The 19,629-nt window shown below is 62.9% G+C and carries 16 protein-coding genes and 3 pseudogenes; 5 read left to right on the forward strand and 14 right to left on the reverse strand.

The features are described 5' to 3' along the window. Nucleotides 1-363: hypothetical protein (locus BUB20358_RS28080; RefSeq protein ID WP_207771227.1), on the forward strand; the 363-nt coding region annotated here is incomplete at its 5' end. A 21-nt stretch (nucleotides 364-384) separates the two neighbouring features. On the opposite strand, the pseudogene BUB20358_RS20410 reads toward BUB20358_RS28080, so the two are convergent. Next, nucleotides 385-552 (reverse strand): annotated as a pseudogene (locus tag BUB20358_RS20410) (SOS response-associated peptidase family protein); the annotation flags it as partial. 95 nt (nucleotides 553-647) lie between these two features. Between BUB20358_RS20410 and BUB20358_RS20415 the strand changes: the two are divergent. Both BUB20358_RS20415 and BUB20358_RS20420 read left to right on the forward strand, forming a co-directional pair. Then, nucleotides 648-3,176, forward strand: a complete 2,529-nt coding sequence (locus BUB20358_RS20415; protein ID WP_134220897.1) for a hypothetical protein — start codon at nucleotides 648-650, stop codon at nucleotides 3,174-3,176. 128 nt (nucleotides 3,177-3,304) lie between these two features. Further along, nucleotides 3,305-4,503 (forward strand): IS3 family transposase gene (locus BUB20358_RS20420; protein WP_165802994.1). Its coding sequence is split into 2 segments (ribosomal slippage): nucleotides 3,305-3,620 and nucleotides 3,620-4,503, totalling 1,200 coding nucleotides; the frame shifts between segments, so codons are not numbered across the junction. 461 nt (nucleotides 4,504-4,964) lie between these two features. Here BUB20358_RS20420 and BUB20358_RS20425 read toward each other — a convergent pair. The 3 genes and pseudogenes from BUB20358_RS20425 to BUB20358_RS20435 all read right to left on the reverse strand — a co-directional run. Next, nucleotides 4,965-5,096 (reverse strand): annotated as a pseudogene (locus BUB20358_RS20425) (IS630 family transposase); the annotation flags it as partial. 148 nt (nucleotides 5,097-5,244) lie between these two features. Continuing rightward, a pseudogene (locus BUB20358_RS20430) lies at nucleotides 5,245-5,840 on the reverse strand (transposase). A gap of 322 nt (nucleotides 5,841-6,162) precedes the next feature. After that, entirely contained in the window at nucleotides 6,163-6,975 is an 813-nt protein-coding gene (locus BUB20358_RS20435; RefSeq protein ID WP_146187090.1) for a hypothetical protein, read from the reverse strand. 544 nt (nucleotides 6,976-7,519) lie between these two features. Here BUB20358_RS20435 and BUB20358_RS20440 point away from each other — a divergent pair. Further along, the gene (locus BUB20358_RS20440) at nucleotides 7,520-7,783 is read left to right on the forward strand and encodes a hypothetical protein (protein ID WP_123806848.1); all 264 of its coding nucleotides are present in this window, start codon (nucleotides 7,520-7,522) and stop codon (nucleotides 7,781-7,783) included. 117 nt (nucleotides 7,784-7,900) lie between these two features. On the opposite strand, the gene BUB20358_RS20445 is transcribed toward BUB20358_RS20440, so the two are convergent. The 9 genes from BUB20358_RS20445 to hpnI all read right to left on the reverse strand — a co-directional run bounded on the left by BUB20358_RS20445 (nucleotide 7,901) and on the right by hpnI (nucleotide 16,799). Beyond that, nucleotides 7,901-8,941 carry a GlxA family transcriptional regulator gene (locus BUB20358_RS20445; protein ID WP_006764737.1) on the reverse strand — a complete coding sequence of 347 codons (1,041 nt, stop codon included), beginning with the start codon at nucleotides 8,939-8,941 and terminating at the stop codon, nucleotides 7,901-7,903. Nucleotides 8,942-8,963: 22 nt separating this feature from the next. Then, entirely contained in the window at nucleotides 8,964-9,758 is a 795-nt protein-coding gene (locus BUB20358_RS20450) for an ABC transporter ATP-binding protein (protein ID WP_006764738.1), read from the reverse strand. Between the two features lie 21 nt (nucleotides 9,759-9,779). Beyond that, nucleotides 9,780-10,493, reverse strand: coding sequence for an ABC transporter permease (locus BUB20358_RS20455; RefSeq protein WP_006764739.1), 714 nt, complete (start codon nucleotides 10,491-10,493; stop codon nucleotides 9,780-9,782). Beyond that, nucleotides 10,490-11,179 carry an ABC transporter permease gene (locus BUB20358_RS20460; RefSeq protein ID WP_035972727.1) on the reverse strand — a complete coding sequence of 230 codons (690 nt, stop codon included), beginning with the start codon at nucleotides 11,177-11,179 and terminating at the stop codon, nucleotides 10,490-10,492. Before BUB20358_RS20460 ends, BUB20358_RS20455 begins: the two co-directional genes overlap by 4 nt. Before the next feature lie 274 nt (nucleotides 11,180-11,453). Next, a complete protein-coding gene (locus tag BUB20358_RS20465; protein ID WP_006764740.1) occupies nucleotides 11,454-12,011 on the reverse strand; it encodes a hypothetical protein in 558 nt (185 codons plus the stop codon). 108 nt (nucleotides 12,012-12,119) lie between these two features. Next, on the reverse strand, nucleotides 12,120-13,157 hold the full coding sequence (locus BUB20358_RS20470; RefSeq protein ID WP_035972729.1) for a lysylphosphatidylglycerol synthase domain-containing protein: 1,038 nt from the start codon (nucleotides 13,155-13,157) through the stop codon (nucleotides 12,120-12,122). Then, the gene (gene hpnK, locus BUB20358_RS20475) at nucleotides 13,154-14,038 is read right to left on the reverse strand and encodes a hopanoid biosynthesis-associated protein HpnK (RefSeq protein WP_035972731.1); all 885 of its coding nucleotides are present in this window, start codon (nucleotides 14,036-14,038) and stop codon (nucleotides 13,154-13,156) included. Before hpnK ends, BUB20358_RS20470 begins: the two co-directional genes overlap by 4 nt. Before the next feature lie 3 nt (nucleotides 14,039-14,041). Then, nucleotides 14,042-15,463: a hopanoid biosynthesis associated radical SAM protein HpnJ gene (gene hpnJ, locus BUB20358_RS20480; protein ID WP_035972733.1), complete on the reverse strand. Its 1,422-nt coding sequence runs from the start codon at nucleotides 15,461-15,463 to the stop codon at nucleotides 14,042-14,044. 160 nt (nucleotides 15,464-15,623) lie between these two features. Further along, nucleotides 15,624-16,799: a bacteriohopanetetrol glucosamine biosynthesis glycosyltransferase HpnI gene (gene hpnI / locus BUB20358_RS20485; RefSeq protein WP_035972735.1), complete on the reverse strand. Its 1,176-nt coding sequence runs from the start codon at nucleotides 16,797-16,799 to the stop codon at nucleotides 15,624-15,626. A gap of 630 nt (nucleotides 16,800-17,429) precedes the next feature. Between hpnI and BUB20358_RS20490 the strand changes: the two genes are divergently transcribed. Further along, entirely contained in the window at nucleotides 17,430-18,428 is a 999-nt protein-coding gene (locus BUB20358_RS20490; RefSeq protein WP_174905108.1) for an LLM class flavin-dependent oxidoreductase, read from the forward strand. A 57-nt stretch (nucleotides 18,429-18,485) separates the two neighbouring features. Here BUB20358_RS20490 and BUB20358_RS20495 read toward each other — a convergent pair whose 3' ends face one another. Further along, nucleotides 18,486-19,547: an alpha/beta fold hydrolase gene (locus tag BUB20358_RS20495; protein WP_006764746.1), complete on the reverse strand. Its 1,062-nt coding sequence runs from the start codon at nucleotides 19,545-19,547 to the stop codon at nucleotides 18,486-18,488. Nucleotides 19,548-19,629 lie beyond the last annotated feature (82 nt).

Below are 19,629 nucleotides of genomic sequence, written 5' to 3' on the forward strand. Positions count from 1 at the left end.
CGATTTCTTCATGACAAGGTTTCTCCTGCGGCCTCGCCACTAACTTTACAGTGGGATACTTTGGAGGGGGAAGGTCACCACCACTCCGCGCGCATCAAAGCCGACTACGAACCCAGTCAATCAATTGACCAGGTCGAAGCGAATGTCAATTTGACTGCCGCCCAGAATATCCCTGCCCTGCTTTCGAACCAACAAATCGGCACCCCGCTGCCGAAGTTCGCGGGCACGTCCCAATCTCCGGCTGTACCGGCAGCACCGCAGTCTTCGTCATCTCAATCCAATTCACCATCGGCTGCGCCAACAGCGTCGGCAGCAAAGTCCGCCGCAACTCGATTTAGGATTGTGAAAACGGATCAATCGTAAGCGTCCTCTTGGACCGCCGCGCTATTTAGGCTCGGCAACCATATCTTCAGATGGATAGAGCCGCAGCATCGCGCGCGCAGCCTCGACGTTCGACGTCATGAGCCATTCCTCCCAGTCTTCCGGCCGCAGAATCACGACCGAACGCTTTTCCTCGCCCGGCCGGTGCATGTGCCGCATGATCGGATGCCCAGCACGTCGGATGTGAAAAGTTCGTGCTGGGGTCCGCGCCAAAGCTCACGAACGTTTTTCGATAGCGCCGTCAGCCCCAAATGCATAACGTCCGTATGGGAACTCTCATCAACCGAAGCGCGAAGGAGGCGCCAATGCTACCCATTAGCTCTCAACAAACACGTCATACGGACATCCCTGCGGCCGAATCGCGTCGATCCAGCACCTCACACGGCGGAACACCGCGTACACATAGCGTAGTCAATCTTGGGAGTACCGCTGCGGAGCGCTATCTGTTTCCAACTGAACAAACAGCCATGACTCATGTCTGGATGGATGCATCAAATTATGAGCGATCAATTGCCCGACTCGAAGAAAATGAGCGTGCTGCGCTCCGAACTTGGTCCGCCGTTGACACCGAACCGGAGCTCAACGATAGACAATATAGTGACAACACGCCGACCATTGAGCAAAGTATAAATTACGAGATCAACCAAACCTTATCACAAGGAATTCCCCTTAACTCGGAAGAAGCAAAATTCATCGCATCGATGGATAGTGCGCTTCAAAAGTTACCCACAACACACGGCGATGCCCTTCGCGTCTGCGAATACTCCAGAAATCACCCTCACCCCTGGGGAACGAAAATAAAAATAGGGGATATTGTTACCAACTTCCCACTCTACATGAGTGCATCGCAGACCACGGACTATGCAAAGCAAACCCTCGATGGAATTCTGACAAATCCCAATCATACCGACACCATGTGTATATACAAAATAAATATGGAAATCGGCGCACCTCCGATTTTTCGTGGCGCCCTAACCCATTCAAATGAAAATGAAATTCTTTTTCCTCGAGACTCTTGCTTTCGAGTAGACGCGATTTCCATTGCGCAGCCCCTATCTGCAACCGATGATTTATTTAAAAATCGCGTCGCTGTCGTACTTACACAAGTTCATCGGCAGGAAATCGCAAAAAACGTATACTCTGGAAACCCGACATATATAACAACAGACGTCGCAACGCTGTCGCTCAATTATTCACTGCCTCACTATCAAGACACGATACGAAACAGCATCATATCGATGCACAATCTCGACAAAACGATGCTGCCCCCCGTGGGATCCTCGTCAACCAAGGAGGCGACACCCGCTGCGCCCGGAGTCTCGGCAGTAGCCGATCTAAAGGAAGTACTCCTCCGAGCTTGGAACCCTGAGGAAATCATGGAATTAGGACAAGCCCTGCGACACTCCGCCCTCACCCGTGATCAAATTTTCCAGTTTTTGGTGTCTGATGATTCGAATTGTAACTCGAGCCTATTTTCGGCTTTGACCGCGCTTTACCCCGACGCTATGGCAGAACTCCGCTCCACGGCGCGAAAACTCGGACTAACGACTGAACAAATCGATTATACGCTCGGATGCGCCTCGATGCCGCATCCGAAAGCATCAACTCCGAGCCACGCTGCACGGATACTCGCCGAACTGATCTCAGTCGCATGCATAGATCCACAGAGAGCAGCACAATTAATTAAATTAGAAAACTCTGATGGCGAGAAAGTCGGCAATCAAATCGCAAGATTGACAGAACAAGGGGCAGCTACTAGCCTCGCCGGCGCGTATATTTCTCTCGTAAAATTTCTTTACGAACAAAAGGCGCTCGATCACCTCGACGCAATCTCGATTCTCCTGCCCCCAAAGCCTCATGACAAATTCAAATGGCTATCCCACGCAATAACAGGTGCAGCTTGGCGCTCCGAACCCACATCCCGTCTGGCCGCATTATTAGTCCAACTTTCAAAGAATAATGAAATTGCGGCATCAGAAATCGCATTTCGCCTCTCCCTCAATCAATCCGGCTATTCATTCAAACACACCCACCTTTCCTTGCCCGCCGATTTTTACAAACTTGCGAAGCGTGCGCACCAGAAAAACGAAAACATGACAGCACTACAGCTACTCCACAAAGGCGGATTAATACCAAGTAATCGAGAATTAAGCAAAATAGCACAAACACTCACACCAACCGCTACACCACAATTTGACGAATCCGTTGGATACCTATTGGCAACCACGCTCAATAAACACATTCCCGAAGTCATCCTCACCGAAAAAGTAAAAAATTTCGAAATTAAAGATATGAACAGAATCAAAGAATCAACAATGGCAAAGCTAAAAGAACAAGCCACCATAGACAAAGAGGCAAATCAGAATGCAATGACTGACGCCACGACAAGCCTTCTCAATCTAATCTCTCAAAATGAGAATATAAGCCGAACAAATAGATCAAGAAAAATAGATAATTATGAGCAGAACGTGCAGCGAAAGAAGTTTAAACAGGCGAGCACCTCTATTTCTGAAGCCCACGCCCCAACAGCGGGTCCCGATATTGAAAACCAACACTTAGCCGCATCAGGCGAAGGACACAGCAGCGGCATCTCTAAGCACCATTCTTTGCCCGTTTCGACTCCGTCGTCGAGCATCCCGTCAGTCGAAGAATTGGAACAGTGGCTCAATAGAGTGAGGATGCCCGACATTCCAAGCGAGCGCGAGCTTTCGGAGCGGTTTTTGCGGCTTCGCGAAGATCGAATACCTACACAGCATATCCGGAAGGAACTTGCGCCGCCGTTGAAAAAGGACTAGTGCAATCTAGGCGCGATAATACCATCGGGCCTACTGGAGCGGCCCCACGTATCTGAGGACACGAGGACTCTCTTAAAATAAGGGATAGTCTTGTGCCTATCAGTAAGCCTAGTCATTACGTGGAAAGCATCGAAATTCTGACCGAGCCGGAGCGCCGTCGTCGGCGCACGGCGCAAGAAAAAATCGCCATCGTGCAGGAAACATTGGAGCCGGGAGCGTCGGTGTCGGCCGTTGCACGTCGGCACGGCGTCAATGCCAACCAGGTGTTCGGCTGGCGCAAGCAATACCAGGAAGGCAGTCTGGCGGCGGTGAAGGCAGGTGAAACCGTTGTGCCGGCATCTGAGCTGGCCGCCGCCATCAAGGAAATCAAGGAACTGCAACGGCTACTCGGGAAGAAGACGCTGGAGGTCGAAATCCTGAAAGAAGCCGTGGAATGGGGCCGTTCAAAAAACCTGATTGCGCGCTCGCCCTTGCTGCCGGGGGACGACCGATGAAGACGGTCTGCGAAGTTCTCGGCGTGGCGCGCGCTGCCGTGGCGGTGAAGCGAGTTCGCTCGTCCGACTGGCGCGATGGTCGCCGTGCCCGCGTGACCAATGATGCCGGGCTGGTCGAGGCGATTCAGGCCCATGTGGCGCACCTTCCTACCTACGGCTACCGGCGTGTCTGGGCGTTGCTGCGCCGCAGTCGGGAGCAGACCGGTGCGCCGTGCATCAACGTCAAGCGCGTGTATCGGGTCATGCGGGAGCATCAGTTGCTGCTGCGCCGCCCCGGCGTGCGGCAAGACAAGCGGCGGCATGACGGTCGCGTTGCCGTGGACCGCAGCAACACCCGCTGGTGCTCCGATGGCTTCGAGTTCCGGTGCGACGATGGTACGCCGCTGCGCGTGACGTTTGCGTTGGACTGCTGCGACCGCGAGGCGATTAGCTGGGCAGCGACGACCGGCGGGCATAGCGGTGATGTGGTGCGCGACGTAATGCTGGCCGCCGTCGAACAGCGCTTCGGCACCACGCAGGCCGCGCAGTCCATCGAATGGCTGACGGACAACGGCTGCGCCTACATCGACCACCGCACGCGCAGCTTCGCTCGCGAACTGGGTCTTGAGCCGCTGACCACGCCGGTCCGTTCGCCGCAGAGCAATGGCATGGCCGAATCGTTCGTGAAGACCATGAAGCACGATTACGTCGCCTATATGGACAAGCCTGACGCACCAACAGCGCTCTCGCGTCTGGCAATCGCGTTTGAACACTACAATGAGCGCCACCCGCACAAAGCCCTGAAATACCGCTCGCCTCGCGAGTTCAGGCGTAATGCGGTGTCATCAACCTAACGGTGTCCGCCTGTCCTGAGTTACAGGGGCAACTCCAGTTAGTGGCTGGCGGTGCTGGAAAGACCCAAAACAACCCCGTGAAGACCGTACTGTAGGGATCGGACGCGTCGGTCGAAGTCGTGTCCGCTACAACCTTTGCTAGCAAAGCGGCTGCGTTGGTCTTGCCGGCGCAGCATCGATTACGATCTAACCGAAGTACACGATCTTCGGCGTGAACTCTTTCTTTAGGTGATTTGCTTCTCTAGCGCGTTGCGTTCGATAGCGGCCCAGACGTCATCGCTGAAGAGGCGGTCTATACGCGTCTTGTGATGCTTTCGATCCGATATTCTTCTGGGCAGTTAATTGATACGTGATTGCGGACCTGGCGCGTGCGCGAGCGCTCGCAAATGAGGCGCTAGAATACGGCGTCGATAGAACATCAATTCGGAGAGCGCGGGTATGCTGCAGAAGGCGGATAGGCCCGCAGCCGCCAGCACGATGCGCGCCCGCGCGACCAGCGCAGCCGAAATCGAACGAGAACGTGCTATCGACATCAATTGCGAGCGTTCGTCTTCGCTCAGCACCAGTTCCACCTTCGGTCGTCCCATCGCCATGCTGATGTCTCCCGTTCCGTTGACGTCAACATGCTACGTGAACATAGATCAGTTAACAACGGAACGGGACACTAGCTCCGTCCTCGCTGCGCTCGGCCGACAGGGGCACCGGGGGTGTCAGGATTTCCGTGTTCAAGACAGGTTGTAATTACACGGAAGGCCGAACGAATCGATCTGCGTAAAGGCTAGCGAACTGGTTCATGGCCGTCTTCCAGTCGCGCGCGGCACGTCCCCAATTCGCGGTGATGTTGCGCAAGGCCAGCCAGATGGGTTTGGTGGCGGCCTCGTCGCTCGGGAAGTGACCACGGGTCTTGATGATCTTGCGCACACTCGGCGGAAACGCAAAGAACGGGATCACGCGATCCCATGCCTCGGGCATACATGGCGACGATCTTGTCGTCGAAGCCCGTGAAGCGCCGTTCGTGCTTGGGAATCAGGATGGGTTCGAAGCTGCCGTCGCGGTCGCGAGGCACCTCGATGCGAATCGGGCCGTCTTCGGTCAGGACCGTCTTGGCTCCTTTGCCGTTGCGCTGATTCGTGGCGTTGGCCGGCTTGGCTGCACCGGCAGGGTAGCCGAGATGATGGTTCATCTCGCCGCCCAGCGCCGTTCGATCAGCGCCTTCTGAGCGCCAGCGTCGCGGCACTGATGGCTTCAGCCGTCATCGGACCGTTGCCGAACTGCTCAAGCAGCTCGGCCGGAATCGCGGGCAGAGCCGCCGGCTGGGCTTTCGGTTTGCGAGGCATAAACTCTCGTTGGGAGCATGTTATGCGTTAAACACAAAATTCCTGACAGGCCCGCTTTGCATCACGCTTGCCGCAGCCGAGACGATCCGTCGATTCACCGCCCAGTGTCCGGTCCACGAGCGCCTTCCCGATCGCCGCGAGCCGCTCGTTGCTCGTGGCGCAATCCGGGCTGCGGGTACCAATTTCGTGATGGGTTCCGAGCCCAGTTCAAGCCCCGCCCGGTTCAATCGTCACTTCTTCGTTGCGTTTGCGTGACATAAAAGTGGCACTTCGCCGCCAGTCGAGGCATCGCTCGCCGCCGGCGGCCGGTTCAGCCCGCCGTTCATCGCTTACTCGGTCCGAGTTCGACCGCGGCGAAAACCGGCGCATAAAGTGAATGGTCGTCGGCACGAATGCGTGCGCCCTCAACGAAATCGACCTCGTCGCTTGCCCCGCGTCGCGAAGGGAATGGCGGTAAATAGTCAGCAGACTTATCCCATTCCATGTCGGATTCGTAACCGTCATCGCCGCCACGATCGCATTCCGGCTGTTTTCGATATCGCGCCGACACCGGTTCGGCGAGCGAAGCAACGTCGCGGGTCACGCCGGGCCGCGTCCAGTCCGTCTTTTGATCGATCCCGGCGAAAGCGTTCCCGTGGCGATTCAACGGGTTATAAACCGATTTCTTTTGCGTCCGAGGCGCTTGCGGCGCCAGCTCCGCAGCCGACGCAGCGGAGCGCACCGTGCCCGGCCGCGTCCAGTTCGTCTTTTGATCGATCCCGGCGAAAGCGTTCCCGTGACGATTCAGCGGGTTATAAACCGATTTCTTTTGCGTCCGAGGCGCTTGCGGCGCCAGCCCCGCAGCCGACGCAGCGGAGCGCACCGTGCCCGGCCGCGTCCAATCCGTCTTTTGATCGATCCCGGCGAAAGCGTTCCCGTGACGATTCAGCGGGTTATAAACCGATTTCTTTTGCGCCGAAGCCCCGCCCGCATTACCACGCAAGCCAAGATAAGAATCGCGGCCCGTCGATGCACGTACAAGATTCTCGGCAACCCCGGGTTGAATTGCGCGACGGCCGCCCGACTTGGAAGAGGCGTCGACAAGATACCCCACTGCATGATGCTGACCGAGATTATTTTGCGGCGTCAATTCCATGATTCAATTCCCAGGAGTTCAAGCAAGTTTTTTCTCAATGTAAGCGCGTCGCCGTACCGGTCCGCCCTGTCGACATCCATCGAAACTTCGCCGTCGACGAGCTTCTCGCGACAGAGACGACGCACAGCGAACACCCGCATGACAGACAGCCTGGCCGCTTCGTCGTCGCGCAGTTCGGGCGACGCGACATGCCTGCTGTCGCGTCCCGCATTCCGCTGTATCAGGACTTCTGCGTAGCAGGCTTGCCAACGGCTTTTCGCCTGGCGCCCCCTTGAACACAAAGCGCCACGGCATCGCAAGAGACGCATGACGCCGACATCGGCGAATCAGAACCGCTGCGTGCCGTGCATCGGCGACATCACTGTATGGCGGGCCCCAGGTTGCCGCATTCAAAATACGATCGTTTTCGGCTGCGCGCTACGGGACGACGGAAAGCCCCACGGATATCTATCGTGCCAATCAGCCGTCTATTGGTTCGAATGCGCGGCGCGCCGTCGGTACGCTCCGGTCACGACGCTCGACAACCGCACGAGTAGCGCCCTGCGTGCCGAGGACGTCGCCGCTGCACGGCGCGGAGAAAGCTGAATCGTCGAGCGAGCCGCTTATCGGCTTCTGTTTCGATCAGCCGGACATGAATGTCGAACAGGACCGCAGTGCGATGCATCCGAGCCATTGCCGCACCGGCCCGGCGTTCATGCTGACGCGCACATTAGCGCGCGGCTCACTGCAACGACGGCACCGGGAAGTCTTGCGTTTTCACAGCGCCTTTCTTTTGGTTACTTTTCTTTGGCAAGACAAAGAAAAGTAACCGCCGCCCCGCGCAGGGGCAACGCTAAAAAACCAACAACATCACAGGCAATTTACGAAACCGCCCACCAACCACGAAACGAACCAAACAACCCAAACAACCCCGAACAAAAAACCGTCAATCCTTCCCGCGCTCGACGAGCGCCCCACCCCGAGGCTCACTTCCGCCACCGGTCTGCTTCTCGAGCCACGCGCGCCGATCCTCCCGCGGCGTCACGCCGAACCGCTCCCGGTAAGCATTGGAAAAGTGCGCAGCAGAAGAGAACCCGCATGCGAGACTGACCTGCACGACCGACTTGCTGGTCCGCTGCAGCTGCGTACGCGCCTTCAGCAACCGAAGATTGAGGTAATACTTCGACGGCATCGCGCCGAGATACTGGCGAAACAGCCGCTCCAGCTGCCGCCGCGACACGCCGACCAATCCGGCGATCTCGTCGGTCGTGAGCGGATCCTCGATATTGGCCTCCATCAGCAGCAGCGCATCGTTGAGCCGGGGATGCCGCTCGCCCGGCGCGGTCACGAACGGAATCCGCTGCCGCTCCTCGCCGCTGCGCAGCGTGCCGGCCCCGAGCGCATCGGCAATCCGCTCCGCGAGCTCGGGCCCGTGCTCGCGTCCGATCATCGCGAGCATGAAATCGACGGTCGCCTGCCCACCGGCGCAGGTCGCCCGATCGCGATCGATCTCGAAGATCTGCTGCGTGACGATCGAGCGCTCGAACTGCTCGGCGAACTGCTGATACGTCTCCCAGTTCACGCTCACCCGATACCCGGAAAGCTGTCCGGCCATCGCGAGCCACCACACGCCATGGTGAATGCCGGTGACGAGCGGCGTGCGCTGCCCGACCCGCGCAAGGCTCGCGAGAAACAGCCGGTAATCGGCGAACTGCTGAAAGCGCTCCGACACGACGATCAGCCAGTCGCATGCGATCGCATCGTTGAACGCCGCGTCGGCATGCCATTGCGCGCCGCCGGCCAGCGGCACGGGCCGGCCGTCCCACGAACACACTTGCCAGCGATACAGCAATCGACCGTCGATCTCGTTCGCCAGATTCAGCGCATCGACGATCGGCCCGACGCCCGACATCGACACGGGCGGCAACGCAACGATCGCTACCTGCGTCGTGCGCGCGGCGCCTGCCGGACGGGATACGGGTACCACGATCGAAACCTGCGCGGACGCGTTACTTCAGACTGCCCGACAGGAACTGCTTGAGCCGCTCGCTCTGCGGGCGCACGAGCACCTCCTTCGGATCGCCCTCTTCCTCGGTGCGCCCCTGATGCAGGAACATCACGTGATTCGACACGTTGCGCGCGAAACCCATCTCGTGCGTGACGACGATCATCGTGCGGCCTTCCTCCGCCAGCTTCTGCATCACCTTCAGCACTTCGCCGACGAGTTCCGGATCGAGCGCCGACGTCGGCTCGTCGAACAGCATCACGTCCGGATGCATCGCGAGCGCGCGCGCGATCGCGACGCGCTGCTGCTGGCCGCCCGACAGGTGCGACGGATATTGCTTCTCGACGCGCGGCGCGAGCCCGACCTTCTCCAGATACTCGCGCGCGCGCTCCTCCGCTTCCTTCTTCGAAATGCCGAGCACGTGCACGGGCGCTTCCATCACGTTCTCGATCACGTTCATGTGCGCCCACAGGTTGAAGTGCTGGAACACCATCGCGAGCTTCGTGCGGATGCGCTGCAGCTGCTTGTGATCGGCGACTTCGAGGTTGCCCGCGCGGTCGACCTTCGTGCGCACGGTCTCGCCGTCGACGACGATCTGCCCCGCATTCGGCCGCTCGAGAAAATTGATGCAGCGCAGGAACGTGCTCTTGCCCGAGCCGCTCGCGCCGATGATGCTGATGACGTCGCCGGCCTTCGCGTCCAGCGACACGCCCTTGAGCACCTCGTTATCGCCGTAGCGCTTGTGGATGTCGTGCGCCACCAGCTTGCTGGAAGCGCTGGTTTGAGTGATCTCGGCCAACTGGCTCTCCTCGAAGTGAAATCAATGACGGCCGGCCGCGAGATATGCGAGCCAGTGGCGCTCCGCGCGGCGAAACACCGCGACGAGTGCGAAAGATACCGCAAGATAGATCAGCGCGGCGATCCCGAACGACTGGAACGCCATGTACGTCGTCGAGTTCGCGTCGCGCGCGACCTTCAGGATGTCGGGCACGGTCGCGGTGAACGCGACGGTGGTCGCGTGCAGCATCAGGATCACCTCGTTGCTGTACAGCGGCAGCGCACGGCGCAGCGCCGACGGCAGGATCACGCGCTGGTACATCGTGAACGGCGTCATCCCGTATGCGCGCGCAGCCTCGACTTCGCCGTGCGGAATCGCGCGAATTGCGCCCGCGAATATCTCCGTCGTGTACGCACAGGTGTTCAGCGCGAACGCGAGAATCGCGCAGTTGAACCCGCTGCGGAAGAACGCGTCGAGCAGCGAATGCGAACGCACGAACTCGAGGCTGTACATGCCCGTGTACATCAGCAGCAACTGCACGTAGAGCGGCGTGCCGCGAAACACGTACGTGTAGAACCGCACCGGCATCGACACCCACTTCTTCTTCGATACGCGCGCGACCGCGAGCGGCACCGCGCACACGAAGCCGAGCGACACCGACGCGACGAGCAGCCACAGCGTGACCGCGAGGCCGGACAGGCGTTGACCGTCCCAGTAAAGGAACGCCTTGCCGAATTCCTGGAGGATCTCGATCATAGTTCTGCGTGCCGCACGCCCATGGAATAACGCTTCTCGAGCTGGATCAGCACGAGGTTGGAAACGGTCGTGATCGCGAGATAGATCAGCGCCGCGACGAGGATGAAGAAGAACATGTTGAACGTGCTCTTGCCGGCGTCCTGCGCGGCCTTCACGACGTCCGCGAGGCCGATGATCGACACGAGCGCGGTCGCCTTCACGAGCACCTGCCAGTTGTTGCCGATGCCCGGCAGCGCGAAGCGCATCATCTGCGGAAACATGATCCGCACGAACACGCGCATCCCGCTCATCCCGTAGGCGGCGCCGGCCTCGAGCTGGCCGCGCGGCACCGACAGAAACGCGCCGCGGAAGGTCTCGGTGAAGTACGCGCCGTAGATGAAGCCGAGCGTCAGCACGCCGGCGACAAACGGATCGATGTCGATCTGCTCCCAGCCGACGAGGTCGGTGAACTGGTTCAGCCAGATCTGAATGCTGTAGAACAGCAGCAGCATCAGGACGAGATCGGGCACCGAGCGGATCAGCGTCGTATAACCGGTCGCGATCGATCGCAGTACCCGGTTGTGCGACAGCTTCGCCACCGCGCCGATCAGCCCCAGCGCCACCGCAGTGGCGAGCGACAGCACCGACAGCTCGATGGTCTGCACGGTGCCGGCCCACAGGACGGGACCAAAGCCGTAAAGAAACACGCGCGTCTCCAGAGTGGGAATGAATGCCGGCGCGCATGCGTGCGCCGCGCCGGGGTGACGCGGATAGTCGCAAGCGAAATTGTTTGCCTCAAATCACCGGGCGTCGCTTTGCTGCGTCGCAGCAAATCGTCCCATCATTTGCGACAGCCGGCTACCGCGCTGTTTCGAAAGGAAAAAAGCCGCTTGCTGACAGTCGGATGACAGTCGCGGAAGCGGACTTTTTGCAATTTTCCGGTCGCTTTTTCGATATAGCGCCGGAGCGGGAAAACGGCGCTCAGCGCCCTTTCAGGATGTCGGAGCGCGACGTCGTGTAGACCATGCCGTCCGGGCCGAAATGGACGTTGAAGAACGCGTCGGTGTTCACGCCGTCCTCGAGCCAGCGCCAGCTCCACACCGTCTCGGGCTTCAGCGGATATTGCGCGATGTCGCCGGGCTTGCCGAGCAGGCGCCGCACTTCGTCCTCGGTCATGCCGGGGCGGACCTTCGCGAAATTCTCGGCGGTCAGCACCTGCGTCGCGCCGGTGTAGCGGCCGTTCGCGTCGAGATCGACGAACCACGTCTGGTTGCCCATCGGCCCGCGCGGATATTCGAGACGCTTCGAGCCGTCGGTGAATACGCGCTCGATCTCGGGCTTGCCCATCGTGCCGCGCACGTCGGCCTCGGTCGACTCGCCGACCTTCAGCCCTTTCAGCAGCAGCGGCGCCGGCTTGATCGCATTGAAGAAGTCCCTGATACGTTGCACGTTGAACTCGCCTTGCTGGTCGTCGCACGCACTGAGCGCCAGCGCGGCGGCCAGCATCGTCACGGGAAGCAGCCGGAAACGGAACATCATCGGAAGAAACGCGTCGAGAAAACACGCGGCAAGGATACCCGCGCCGCGCCGAAAGCGCGAGACGCGCGTACCGCGCGCGTCGCATCCATTGCGGCCGGAAAACGCGCGCTAGTGCGTCGTTTCGGTTTCCGGCGCACGGCGCGCGGGCTGCGCGGCGCCGGGCGCGGCCGGTGCCGCGCGCATCCTGCGCCGCGTGCGCACGAGTTCGGCGAGCTGCCACGAGCCGAGCGACAGGCAGCCGAACAGCACCTCGCGGCCGCGCTTCACGAGCGCGAGCGACAGCGCCGTCTCGCGATCGACGCCGAACATCTGCGCGAGCAGCACGACGGTCGCCTCCTGCACGCCGAGGCCGCCCGGCACCATGAATGCGGCATGCCGGACCGCCTGCGTCATCGCCTCGATCGCGATCGCACCGCCGATCGACACCGGGTGGCCGAGCAGCGCGAGCGCCCAGTAGATCTCGAGCGCGCCGAGCACGTAGCCGGCGAGCTGCCAGAAGAACGCGCCGAACAGCAAGCCGGTGCGCGACATCAGCGCATCGATGTCGGCATCGAGCCGGCGGCCGTCGACGCCCTGCAGCAGCCGGTGCGAATCGCCGAGCAGCCGCCCCGCGAAGCGCTCGATCGCGTGGAAAATCCCGCCGCGCCGCATCAGCACGACGCCGAGCACCGGCAGCGGCAGCGTGAGCAGCAGCGCGACGCCGATCGTGCCGCCGCTCATATCGTGCGTGCCCGCGAGCAGCAGCACGAGGCCGAGCGCGGCGAACGCATACTGGACGACGATCGTCACCAGCACCTCGACGATCACCGACGCGGTCACGCGGCTCGCATCGGGCACCTGCCAGCGCGCGAGCCGGATCCCGACCAGCTCGCCGCCGATGCCGACGACGGGCAACAGCCGGTTCACGGCTTCGCGCACGGTCGCGATCCACCACAGGAACGGCAGAGAACCGCGCCGGCCGAGCAGCAGATGCCATGCATATGCATCGAGCAGCAGCGGCAGCGCGTGAAACGGCACGAGCCACAGCAGCGCGTAGCCGGCACGCGCGAGCATCTGCGACACGTCGCCGACGCCGTCGTGCAGCCCCAGCGCGAGCAGGATGCCGATGCCGATCGGCCAGCCGAGCCATTTGATCCACTTCGTCATGACGGCTGCACCCCCGGTTTGCGCGACGCGCGCGCGGTGCGCGGCACCGGACGCAGGCCGAATACGTCGGCGAAGCCGCCGGTCGCGACGCCCGCCGCGTTCAACGCGGCCGCAACGCGCGGCGACAGCAGCGCGTCGAGTTCGTCCGCCGGGCGATAGCCGGCCATCGTCGGCGTGATCGGGCCGTCGCCGGCCTCGGCCGGATGACAGTAGATCTCGCCGACACCGGGCGGCAGCTTCGCGAGCGCGTCGAGCAGCACGGCCTCGTCCATCGCGCCGGTGTGCTCGATTCCGACCACGTAGTCGTTGTGCGCGAGCCCCGCGCGGTCGAGCCGCGCACGCACGAGCGCGATCCACGGCTTCAGCCACGCGGGCGCGCTCGTCTCGTACGGCAGCCGCACCGCGCGCAGCCCGTAATCGCGGCCGATCTCGACGATCATCGACAGCACGGTCGGATGCAGATGGAAATGCTTGTGCGCGTTCACGTGGTCGAGCGGCAGCCCGCTCGCCGCGAACGCGTCGAACTGCGCGCGGATCTCGCGGCGCAGCTGCGCGCGCACGTGCGGCAGGAAGAAGAAGCGGCAGCCGTCCTTCGCCATCGCGTCGCCGAACCGGCCGTCCGGCCCGACGAGCGCCGGAATCTCGTGCGCGGGCAGCGTAGCGGGCCCGTCGGCAAGCACGAGATGCAGGCCGACCGCGAGCGACGGCAGCCGGCGCGCGCGTTCGATCGCATCGTGCGCGGCCGGCGCGCCGACCATCAGGCTCGCCGCGTTCAGCACGCCGTCGCGATGCGCGCGCTCGACCGCCGCGTTCACGCGCGGATGCAGCCCGAAGTCGTCCGCGGTGAAGATGAGCGCCCGCGCCGCCCGCCCGGTCGCCACGAATCAGGCCTCGTGTGCGCGCAGGAAACGGAAGAACTCGACGCCTTCGCGCAGACGGCGCTTCATCATGTCCCAGCTCGTCAGCATCTCGCGCACGATCTCCCAGATCTTCGACGGCCGGAAGTAGAACTCGCGATAGAACTGCTCGAGGTGGTGATAGATCTCGTCGCGCGACAGATGCGGATAGCCGATCGCCGCGAGCTGCACGCCCTCCTTGCTGACGAGGTTGATCGTCTTGTTCTCTTCCATCCAGCCGTTCTCGACGGCCTGCTTGTACAGCGTCGTGCCCGGATACGGCGCGGCGAGCGACACCTGGATCGTGTGCGGATTGATTTCCTTCGCGTACTCGATCGTCTTCTTGATCGTCTCTTTCGTCTCGCCCGGCAGGCCGAGGATGAACGTGCCGTGAATCTTGATCCCGAGCTTCTTGCAGTCCGCGCTGAAGCGGCGCGCGAAATCGGTCCGCACGCCCTTCTTGATGTTCACGAGGATCTGGTCGTCGCCGGATTCGAAACCGACCAGCAGCAGCCGCAGGCCGTTTTCCTTCATCACCTTCAGCGTCTTGTACGGCACGTTCGCCTTCGCGTTGCACGACCACGTGACGCCGAGCTTGCCGAGACCGCGCGCGATCGCTTCGGCGCGCGGCGCGTCGTCGGTGAACGTATCGTCGTCGAACATGATCTCCTTCACTTCCGGCATGTTGTCGCGGATCCACTTCACTTCCGCGAGCACGTTCTCGACCGAGCGCACGCGATAGCGATGGCCGCTGACCGTCTGCGGCCACAGGCAGAACGTGCAGCGCGACTTGCAGCCGCGGCCCGTATAGATCGACACGTACGGATAGTTCAGATAGCCGATGAAGTAGTTCTCGATCTTCAGGTCGCGCTTGTAGATCGGCGCGACGAACGGCAGCGCGTCCATGTCCTCGAGGACCGGCCGCGTCTCGTTGTGCTCGATCGAACCGTCCTTCGCGCGCCACGACAGCCCCTTGATCTCGGCGAGCGGCCTGCCCTCGGCGATCTCCTTGCACGTGAAATCGAATTCCTCGCGGCACACGAAGTCGATCGCGTCGGTGGCCGTCAGCGAATTGTGCGGATCGACCTGCACCTTCGCGCCGACCATGCCGACCAGCATCGACGGCTTCATCTTCTTCAGGTCCTGCGCGAACAGCGCATCGGTCGGGAACGACGGCGTGCTCGTGTGGATGATCACGAGGTCGTAGTCGTTCGCGATCTTCAGCGTTTCCTCGACCGACAGGCCGTCGGCCGGCGCATCGACGACACGGCTGCCCGGCACAAGCGCGGCCGGCTGCGCGAGCCACGTCGGGTACCAGAAGGAACGGATTTCCCGCTTCGCCTGATAGCGCGAGCCGGCTCCGCCGTCGAACCCGTCATACGAAGGGGCCTGCAAGAACAGCGTTTTCATGAATGCTCCGGTAGCCTGCATAGTTCGATTCTTTTCAACGATTCGGTCAAACAATCGCGGCCGCGCTGCGGCGCCCGCGTCTCTTCGTCATGTCGCGCCGCGATGCCTTCGCGCGGCGCGTGCCGGCCGTCGGGCCGGGTTCGGTCGGGCGGCAGCGGCGCTAGCGGCCGTCGCCTCCTTCCACGGCCGCCGTCGCGCGCTCGCCGCCGACGACCGTCATCCTTGCGCCGCGCCATACGACATGCGAGCCGAACACGGCCGCGAGCCATTCGAGCGCGAGCAGCGTGTCGCGCACCGCGACGAGCGGCAGGTCGCGCCAGTATGCGCGCCAGCTGCGCGCGCCGCGCGCATGCAGCACGAGCCGCCCGAACGCGCCGGCCGCCACGGCGACGCCGGCCGCCGTGCCGGCGGCCGTGCCGTTCAGACGCCATGCGAGCGCCGCGCCGGTCGCGAGCCACGGCGCGGTAAACGTGATGAACAGGAACGCGAAGCCGCCCGGATTCAGCGAGCGGATCGTGCGCAGCCAGCGCGTCTCGCGATCCCACAGCGGCCCGAACGACGGCTCGATCACGTCGGTCGCGACCTCGACTTCGGACAGCACGGTGCGCCGCCCGAGCCGGCGCGGCAGTTCGGCGAGCCAGAAATCGTCGGCCAGCTCGTCCTTCAGCACGACGAGGCCGCCGATCCGCTCGAGCGTGTCGCGCGTCAGCGCGAGCGTCGCACCGAAGCCGAAACGGCTCGACTGCCCGAGATGCGCGATGCGCACCGACGGCGCGAACCACGCGTCGACGAATTGCGCGCCGATGCGCGTCCAGAAGCCGCCGACGCTGCGTGCGTGATACAGGCACGTGACCACACCGACCGATTCGTCGGCAAGCGGCGCGGTGACCTGCTCCAGATAGTCGGGCTGCACCGCGATGTCGCTGTCGGCGATCACGATGCGGCCGTACTTCGCGCGCGCGGCGAGATTGATCAGGTTGCTGACCTTCAGGTTCTTGCCGTGCACGCGCGCGTCGACCACGAGCGTGATGTCGCACGCCGGGTAGTCGGCACGCAGCCGTTCGACGACCGCGACCGCCGGATCGGCGGCCGATGCGACGCCGAACAGCACTTCGTAGCGCGGATGGCGCTGAGCGCAGAACGTCGCGAGGTTCTCGTACAGATGCGGCTCGGCGCCGCACAGCGGCTTGAGCACGCTGACCGGCGCGAAGCCGTCGCGCGCGGCCGTGCGCGGCGTGCGCGGACGCGGCGCGAAGGCCGCGACGAGCGCATAGCCGGCCGCCGCGAGCGTGAACGCGATCAGCAGCCAGTCGGCGAACGACGGAACCGGCGTCATGCGCGACGTCTCCCGGCGCGCCGGTCGGCCGAGCCTGATTGAGCGTGATGAAGTATTCGGACAGCGACGAACGCGGGCACGACCCGACTCCTTGTTCCAGCAGTGTCTGTGAAGGGGCAGGCACGGCCCCTTCTCCGAAAGCGGCCATGCCCGGCTTCGCGGGGCGCAGATCCTCGCGCGACACCCTGAGCGGATGCGGGAAGATTCGAATGGCCGACATCGGCGCAACATGGACAGGCGCCGGATTTTAACAGTCCGCGAAACCTGGCGCTCGGTAGTGTGCGAAACGGACTGGTGCGATTCCAGCAAAGCTGCGGCGTCCGCCGATCGGGTCGGCACCCCGACGTTCACGTTAGCGTAAGCACTTTGCAGGCGTATTGCAGTGTTGAAAATCAGACGTTTCGTGCAAATTTGTGCGTCGATGCGGTTACACGTTCAATCGCCGTGAAGATTGATCATTAATCGGCGATTAGCACGATTTTTGCAACGATCGCCCGACCACCTCTTCCGCCCCTGACACGCGCATGGGTATCGGTGCGTCGCCAGCGCGTTCGGGAACCCTTTGGCAAAATCGGCGGCATCTGTTGCGTACGCGCATCACCGCGCCCCTCCCGTTCGAAGGCCATTCCGATGATTCCGTTTTCCGTACTCGATCTTGCCCCCATTCCCGACGGCGCCGACGCCGCCCAGGCGTTTCGCAACACCGTCGACCTCGCGCAGCACGCGGAACGCTGGGGCTACCGGCGCTACTGGCTTGCGGAGCACCACAACATGCCCGGTATCGCGAGCGCGGCGACCGCGGTCGTGATCGGCCACGTCGCGGGCGCGACGAAGACGATCCGTGTCGGCTCGGGCGGGATCATGCTGCCGAATCACGCGCCGCTCGTGATCGCCGAGCAGTTCGGCACGCTCGCGTCGCTGTATCCGGGGCGCATCGACCTCGGCCTGGGCCGCGCGCCGGGCACCGACCAGACGACGTCGCGCGCGCTGCGCCGCGATCTGATCGGCAGCGCCGACGCGTTTCCGGACGACGTCGCCGAGCTGCTGCGCTATTTCGCGGAGCCGGCCGCCGGCCAGCGCGTGCGCGCGGTGCCCGGCGCCGGGCTCGACGTGCCGGTCTGGCTGCTCGGCTCGAGCCTGTTCAGCGCGCAGCTCGCCGCGATGCTCGGGCTGCCGTTCGCGTTCGCGTCGCATTTCGCGCCCGACTACCTGATGCGCGTGCTCGAACTCTACCGCGCGCAGTACCGGCCGTCGGCCGCCTGGCCGAAGCCGCATGCGATGGTCGGCGTCAACGTCTTTGCCGCCGATACCGACGAAGAAGCGCGGCGGCTCTTCACGTCGCTGCAGCAGCAGTTCATCAACCTGCGGCGCGGCACGCCGGGCAAGCTGCCGCCGCCGGTCGACGTGCTCGACGCGAGCGAGCTCGAACTCGCGAGCGTCGCGCACTCGCTGTCGTTCGCGGCCGTCGGTTCGCGCGACACGGTGCGCGACCAGCTGCGCGAGCGGATCGCGCGGACCGGCGCCGACGAACTGATCGTCACCGCGCAGATCTACGATCACGCGGCGCGGCTACGCTCGTTCGAGCTCGCCGCGCAAATCCGCGACGAACTCGCGGGCGAAGCGCGCTGACGATTCCGCCGGCGATGCACGCGGCGGCACGCGCCGCGGCACGTGCCGGCGGCGCGGTCACTGCGCGTGCACGGCTTCGAGTCCGTCGAGCAGCGCCTTGTGGAACGCGTCCGGATCCTGGATCTGCGGCGCGTGTCCGAGCGTCGGAAACTCGACGAGCTGTGCGCCGGGAATCGCCGCCTGCGTGCGCTTCGCGAGCTCCGGATAGCGGCCGAGCTTCGCGTGCACGTCGGGCGGCGCGACGTCCTTGCCGATCGCGGTCGTATCCTTGTCGCCGATCAGCAGCAGCGTCGGCACGCGGATCGCGCCGAGCTCGTAGACGACCGGCTGCGTAAGGATCATGTCGTAGATCAGCGCGGAGTTCCATGCGACCGCGTCGCGGCCGGGGCCGCGATACATGCCGGCGAGCATCTGCACCCAGCGCTCGTACGACGGCGACCACTTGCCCGCGTAGTACGTCGCCTGCTCGTAGCGGCGGATGCCGTCCGCCGTCGTCTTCAGTTCGCGCGCATACCAGTAGTCGACCGACAGCGGCGGCACGCCGAGCGCCTTCCAGTCCTCGAGGCCGATCGGGTTCACCAGCACGAGCTGGTCGGTCGCCTTCGGATACATCAGCGCGTAGCGCATCGCGAGCATCCCGCCGGTCGAATGCCCGACGATCGTCGCCGACTTCACGCCGATCGACTCGAGCAGCGCATGCGTGTTGCGCGCGAGCTGCTGGAAGCTGTACTGATAGCGCTCGGGCTTCGACGACTTGCAAAAGCCGATCTGGTCCGGCGCGATCACGCGATAGCCGGCGCGGCTCAGCACGCCGATCGTGTCCTCCCACGTCGCCGCGCAAAAGTTCTTCCCGTGCAGCAGCACGACGGTGCGGCCGTTCGGACGGACGGGCTGCACGTCCATGTACATCATCTCGAGCGTTTCGCGTTGCGACACGAACGGGTAGCGGCGCACCGGCTCCGGATAGGTGAAGCCTTCCAGCCGCGGGCCGTACGCAGGCCCGTCGTTGCCGACGGGCGTCGGCGCGGCCGCCGCGGCAGGCGCCGCGCACGCGGCGGCAACGCTCGCGCCGAGCAGCGCGGCGCGCACGACGGACAACATCTTGCAGATCGAAAGCATGGCGATCACGGTGATTGGACACGAGCGCGGACGGCCGAAGCGCGCCGCGCACCGCGATTCTACGCGGTCGTGCTGACGGCGG

The organism is Burkholderia dolosa, from assembly GCF_902499135.1.
In the GTDB taxonomy this organism is placed as follows: domain Bacteria; phylum Pseudomonadota; class Gammaproteobacteria; order Burkholderiales; family Burkholderiaceae; genus Burkholderia; species Burkholderia dolosa.